The organism is Hymenobacter sp., from assembly GCF_035709525.1.
Lineage (GTDB): Bacteria > Bacteroidota > Bacteroidia > Cytophagales > Hymenobacteraceae > Hymenobacter.
Map to the genome: position 1 here is coordinate 1 of NZ_DASTEP010000065.1, position 6,040 is coordinate 6,040.

The 6,040-nt window shown below is 61.6% G+C and carries 4 protein-coding genes; 2 read left to right on the forward strand and 2 right to left on the reverse strand.

The window, feature by feature from the left end:
* Positions 1-91: 91 nt before the first annotated feature.
* Entirely contained in the window at positions 92-1,585 is a 1,494-nt protein-coding gene (locus VFO93_RS06075) for a helix-turn-helix domain-containing protein (RefSeq protein WP_325133452.1), read from the reverse strand.
* Positions 1,586-1,814: 229 nt separating this feature from the next.
* Between VFO93_RS06075 and pckA the strand changes: the two genes are divergently transcribed.
* Positions 1,815-3,464 carry a phosphoenolpyruvate carboxykinase (ATP) gene (gene pckA / locus VFO93_RS06080; RefSeq protein ID WP_325133453.1) on the forward strand — a complete coding sequence of 550 codons (1,650 nt, stop codon included), beginning with the start codon at positions 1,815-1,817 and terminating at the stop codon, positions 3,462-3,464.
* A 312-nt stretch (positions 3,465-3,776) separates the two neighbouring features.
* On the opposite strand, the gene VFO93_RS06085 is transcribed toward pckA, so the two are convergent.
* A complete protein-coding gene (locus VFO93_RS06085) occupies positions 3,777-5,042 on the reverse strand; it encodes a competence/damage-inducible protein A (protein WP_325133454.1) in 1,266 nt (421 codons plus the stop codon).
* A gap of 116 nt (positions 5,043-5,158) precedes the next feature.
* On the opposite strand from VFO93_RS06085, the gene VFO93_RS06090 reads away from it, so the two are divergent.
* On the forward strand, positions 5,159-5,965 hold the full coding sequence (locus VFO93_RS06090; RefSeq protein ID WP_325133455.1) for a DUF4197 domain-containing protein: 807 nt from the start codon (positions 5,159-5,161) through the stop codon (positions 5,963-5,965).
* The last annotated feature ends 75 nt before the right edge of the window (positions 5,966-6,040 follow it).

The following is a 6,040-nucleotide window of genomic DNA, read 5'->3' on the forward strand; positions in this document are numbered from 1 at the left end:
GACCTTTGTTGTTCGCGTTTTTTGCGTACGACCGGCGTAAAAACGCGAACTACAAAGTTCGCGCTACGACGCTATGGTGCAGCTTGCGACGCTACCCCTGCACCAGCTCCGCCACGGCGGCCTCGAAGGTGGCGCGGCGGGCGGCTTGCTGCACCTGGGTGGGCGGGGCGGCGCGCACCGTGCAGTCGGCCAGCGGGCAGCGCTCGCAGGTTTCGTTGACGATGATGAAGGGTAGGGCGGGGTCGAGAAGGAAGGCCACTTGCCGGCGCAGGCTGTCGTCGCAGCGCAGGCCGATGGTGACGCTCATGGCGGGCTCGGTGGCGGAGCCCAGGCGGGCCAGCGAAAAGCATAAGTACTCGTCGTCGGTCCCTAAGTACTGCGAGCGTTGGGCGGCGGCTAGGCGCCGGGTGGTGCCGGTGGGCGGTAGGGCGCGGCCCTCGGCCAGCAGCTGGAGGCTCACCCAGCGGCGGCAGAGGTGCTCCTGTAGCTCGTTGCCGTGGGGGTTGTGCTGGCGCGAAAGGTGCAGCTTCTTGGTGAGGCGGTAGGGCGCGTCGGCCTGGTCTTGGTCGAAGCGCAGGAAGAACAAGCTGCTGAGGCCGAAGTGCTTGGGTAGGAGTGTGGCAATGCGCTGCATCAGCATTTCGGGGCTTACGTCGTAGCGCGTGAGCAGGGCCAGCAGGGTGGCTGGCTGCCAGATGGGGGCGGCAAAAAGCTGCTGTAGGTCGCGTACCAGGCTGTCTTCTTCCATCAGCAGCGCGCTGGCGAAGTAGGAGGCCCGGAAGTTGTTGAGCACTTCCTCAAACGAGCGGGGCTCCAGTGGGTTGGGGCTGGCGTAGTGCCGCTCTTTTAGTTTTAAGTAGTTAAAGCCCAATTCTCGGCCCAATACGAAGGCCTGCTGGCCCCGGCTCAGGGTAGGTATCATGAGCAGGGTCTTGGTGGCGGGCCGGAACACTGAACGGAGCCGCCCGACCACTACCACCGGGTTGCCGGCCAGCGTGGTGCGGTCGATGGTGTAGCCGTAGTGCTGCGTCAGCAGGGTTTCGAGCTGGGTGAGGTCGAAGGGCGGGGCGGCCGCGAGCTGGTGGCTGGCCACGAAGGCCTGTGCTTCCAGTTCCAAGTCTTCGAAGTAGTTGTCGTGCATCTCGCGGTACGAGCGCAGCGCGGCCACAAAAAAATGCTCCTGGCGCAGCTCATAATCGCGCGCAATCTCGAAGAGCGTGCTGATAAAGGCGTTCATCTTGGCCGGCGCGTTGGCGATGAGCTCGAACAGCTGCATGGGCTCCAAGCCATACAGCTCCAGCGGAAACTCTTGCAGCGCCTGCGATTGCAGCAAATCGGCGATGGGTTCGAGGCGGCGCGGCAGCGCGGTGGATGTCAGCTGGTCGTAGCGCACCTCTAACACTTTGCTCAGGCTCAATATTTTATCAGCCTTGGGGTATTTCTTGCCCTTCTCAATCTCGTTGAGGTAGCTCACGCTTAGGTCGCAGGCCCGCGCCAGCTCGGCTGGCGAAAGGCCGCGCTCCTGCCGCAGTTCGCGCAGCTTCAAGCCAAAAATAAGACGGACAACCTGGCCGTGGTTTAGCATGGGGTAAAAATAGGGCCGGTGGGTATGAACCGCTCCTTCTTATACAGAAAGGAGGGCCAAAAAATGCGAATTTTATTTGTTAGCGAATTTTCGCTAACAAATAAAATTCGCTGACGTACATTTGTGTCATATTCCCACCCAGCGTAGTTGCCGCGCAGAAGAGAGTATCCGCTTTTCTGCGCGGCATTATTTCCAAGCTCCTTCTTTCTTATCCACTCATTTTCCACGTATGTCAGCTACCGCCAACATCCTGAGCCGCTTGCAGCCCCTGGGCTTCCGCCGCCTGGCCCACGCTCACCTCAACCTGCCGCCCGCCGCGCTGGTCGAGGCCGCCGTGTGCCGCAAAGAAGGTGTGCTCACCGACACGGGCGCGCTGATGGCCGATACCGGGCAGTTTACTGGCCGCTCGCCCAAGGACCGCTTCATCGTGCGCGACGAAAAGACGGCCGACAGCGTGTGGTGGGGCGACATCAACATTCCGTTTGAGGCCGACAAATTCGACCAGCTGCACCAGAAGATGGTGGCCTACCTGGAAGACAAGGAGCTGTACGTGCGCGAAGGCTACGCCGGGGCGCATCCCGCCTCGCAGCTTAGGCTGCGCATCGTGAATGAGCTGGCCTGGCACAATCTCTTCTGTTACAATATGTTCCTGCGCCCCGAAGAAGGCGCAGACACCAGCTGGGCGGCTGACTTCAGCATCATCTGCGCGCCCGGTTTCGAGGCCGACCCGGCCGTGGACGGCACCCGGCAGAAGAACTTTGCCATTCTCAACTTCACCAAGAAGTTGCTGCTTATTGGTGGCACCGGCTACGCCGGCGAGATGAAAAAAGGCATCTTCGGCGTGCTCAACTACCTGCTGCCCCACGAGCAAAACACGTTGCCCATGCACTGCTCGGCCAACATCGGCTCGCACGGCGATGCGGCGGTGTTCTTCGGCCTCTCGGGCACCGGCAAAACTACCCTCAGCACCGACCCCAACCGCCACCTCGTGGGCGACGACGAGCACGGCTGGCTGCCCGGTCAGGGCGGCATCTTCAATTTCGAGGGCGGCTGCTACGCCAAGGTTATCGACCTAAGCGCCGAAAAAGAGCCCGAAATCTGGAACGCTATTAAATTTGGCAGTATTGTCGAAAACACGCGCTTCGTGCCCGGCACCCGCACCGTGGACTACGCCAACAAGTCGGTGACTGAAAATACCCGCACGGCGTATCCCATCGACTACATCCCCAACATCGCGGTGCCGAGCACCGGGCCGGTGCCGAACAATATTTTCTTCCTCACCGCCGACGCCACCGGCGTGCTGCCCCCCTTGAGCAAGCTCGACAAGAGCCACGCTATGTACCACTTCCTGAGCGGCTACACGGCCAAGGTGGCGGGCACCGAAATGGGCATCGTGGAGCCGCAGGCTACTTTTTCGGCCTGCTTCGGGGCAGTATTCCTGCCGTTGCACCCCACCAAATACGCCGAGATGCTGGGCCGCCAACTAGACGAGCACCCCGTCAACGTGTGGCTGGTGAACACCGGCTGGTCGGGCGGCGGCTACGGTGTGGGTAGCCGCATGAAGCTGAGTTGCACCCGCGCCCTCATTACGGCTGCCCTCACGGGCCAACTCGATGACGTGAAGTTCCGCTCGCACCCCGTATTTGGTGTGCAGGTGCCCGGCGCGGTGCCCGGCATTCCGACCGAGCTGCTCGACCCGCGCCGCACCTGGGCCGATAAAGAAGCCTACGACCGGGCGGCTAATCAGCTGGCTGGTAAGTTTATCGCCAATTTTGAGAAATACGCTGCCGCCGCGAATGACGAGATACTGGCCGGCGCGCCAGTGGTGGCGCAGGCTACCGAGGCAAAGGTTAAAACGTCTGAGTTGGTGGCGGCTTAGGTTGCTCGTTAGGCGTGTCGCCTCACCCCCCAGCCCCCTCTCCGAAAAGGAGAGGGGGAGCCGGACGACTTCTGGTAAAATACGAACGGCTTTCAGCATACGCTGAAAGCCGTTCGTATTTTACTCTTTTTACGCTGCTTCTAAGAGGAGTGTTTCGCACTCGCCATCCGTGTAACCTCACCCCCCAGCCCCCTCTCCAAAAAAGAGGGGGAGCCGGACGCCTACTTAATGATTGCTTACGTTCGTTTACGGTCGGCTCCCCCTCTTTTTTGGATAGGGGGCCGGGGGGTGAGGTTTCACGGGTGGCGAGAATTACACCTTTAACAACGCCGACTCCTTATGCCCTGCCAGTTGCTGCCACAGCAAAATCAGCACCGCCTGGGCCGTGTACTCGATATTGGTTTGCCGGCCCCGGTCGATGTTAATCTGCCGGCTCACGGTGCCGTGGGGGGTGGCGCAGGCGATGCAGATGGTGCCCACCGGCTTGAGCGGCGTGCCGCCGCCGGGGCCGGCAATGCCACTGGTAGCCAGTGCAAAGTCGCACCCTAGGCGGGCGCGGGCCCCTTCGGCCATCTCGCGCACGGTGGCCTCACTCACGGCGCCGTGCTGGGCCAGGGTTTCGGCATTGACACCGAGGAGGGCTTCTTTGATGTCGTTGTCGTAGGCCACCACGCTGCCGCGGAAGTAGGCCGAACTGCCCGGCACGCTGGTGATGCGGGCGGCCACTGCGCCACCGGTGCAGCTCTCGGCGGTGCCGAGCTGCCAGTTGTGGGCCTTCAAGATTTGGCCTACTACCACCTCGAGGGGCGAGTCTTCTTCGGCGAAAATGTACTCGCCGATGCGCTCGCGCAGGGCGGGCAGCAGGGCCAGCATGCGGCCGCGCAGGTCGGGCTGGCCATCGGGGGTGCCGGTGAGGCGCAGGCGCACGCTGCCCAGGCTGGGCAAGTAAGCCAACTTGATATTGGGTGGTAGGGCGCTTTCCCAGTCCTTAATTTTCTCGGCCAGGAAAGACTCACCTAGGCCGGCCGTCATCACCACCACGTGCTCGATGGGGGCGAGGTCGAATTTCTGCTGGAGCTTGGGCAGCACCTCGTCTTGCATGAGGCGCTTCATCTCGAAGGGCACGCCGGGCATGCTGATAAATACGGTGCCCTGGTCCTCTATCCACATGCCGGGGGCAGTGCCCACCGCGTTGTGCAGCACTTCGGTGCCTTCGGGCACCAGCGCCTGTTGGCGGTTCACGTCGAGCATGGGGCGGTTGAAGCGCTTGAAAATTTCCTCGACGTGGCGCAGCGTGGGCTCGTGCAGCACCAGCCCGCGGCCGAAGTAGCGCGCCAGCACGTGCTTGGTCAGGTCGTCTTTGGTAGGACCTAGGCCGCCGGTCGTCAGGATAACTTTGGCGCGCTGGCGGGCCTGGTCGAGGGCGGCCACTATTTCGTCGGCGCGGTCGCTCACGCTCGTGATTTGGCGCACGCGCAAACCCAGGCGGCCGAGCTGCTGGCCCATGAAGGCCGAGTTGGTATCCACGACCTGCCCGTAGAGCAGTTCGTCGCCGATGGTCATGATTTCAACGTCCATGAAGGGGGTAGTGCGGAGTTTGGCAAGGTTTTGTAGGCAACTTTGCGTAGCGGTGCTCGCAGGACAGCTATACGAGCCGTCTGGTTTTTGAGCCCGCCTTTTTCCTACTGATTTTTATGAAAAATCTCCTACTCGCGCTGGCCTTGCTGGCCGCTGCGCCGGCCGTAGCGCAAACTAAAAAGACTACTACGACCAAAAAAACGACTACTAAAAAGGCGGCTGCCAAGCCCGCCGCCAAAACTACGACCACCAAAAAAACGACTACTGCTGCCGCGGCTACCCCGGCCCCCACTACCGTAGCTCCCCTCACCGAGGCCGAAGCCAACACCGGCCTGAAAGAAGCCCTGACCACCGGCGTAACCAAGGCCGTGGCCTTCGCCTCCGAAAAAGACGGCTTTAACCTCAACGACGACATCCGCATTCCGTTCCCGGCCGATGCGCAACTGGTGGCCACTACCCTCAGCGCCCTGCCCGGCCCGCTGGGCAAAGCGGCCGTAGAGCAAGCTACCAACCTCATGAACCGCGCCGCCGAGGTGGCCGCGCCCGCGGCTAAAGACATCTTCCTCAACGCCGTGCAGCAGCTCACCCTCACCGACGCCCTCACGCTCGTGACCAGCGGCAACAAAGACGCTGCCACCCAGCTGCTGCGTAAAAACTCGGAAGCGGCGCTGGTGGCCGCCCTGCGCCCTAGCATCGTGCAGAGCCTCGACCAAGTGGGCGCCAATGCCGCCTATGCCAAGCTCATCGACCGCTACAACAAAATCCCGCTGATGACGCCGGCCAAAAACAACCTCACCGACTACGTAACGGCCCAAACCGTGGACGGCCTTTTCATTCTGCTGGCCCAGCAAGAAGCCAAAATCCGTCAAAACCCGGCCGCGCAGAGCACCGCCATTTTGCAGCGGGTGTTTGGGAAAAAATAGTGCTTAGTTAGTAGTGCTTCGTTGTTAGTGCTTGGTGGCTAGTAAAAAGTGTGCCGCTCAACGTCCAGATAAGGA

Excerpts from the sequence above, each read along its gene's own strand:
- VFO93_RS06075 (WP_325133452.1), bottom strand. The coding sequence starts at position 1,585 with ATGCTAAACCACGGCCAGGTTGTCCGTCTTATTTTTGGCTTGAAGCTG.
- pckA (WP_325133453.1), top strand. The coding sequence starts at position 1,815 with ATGTCAGCTACCGCCAACATCCTGAGCCGCTTGCAGCCCCTGGGCTTC.
- VFO93_RS06085 (WP_325133454.1), bottom strand. The coding sequence starts at position 5,042 with ATGGACGTTGAAATCATGACCATCGGCGACGAACTGCTCTACGGGCAG.
- VFO93_RS06090 (WP_325133455.1), top strand. The coding sequence starts at position 5,159 with ATGAAAAATCTCCTACTCGCGCTGGCCTTGCTGGCCGCTGCGCCGGCC.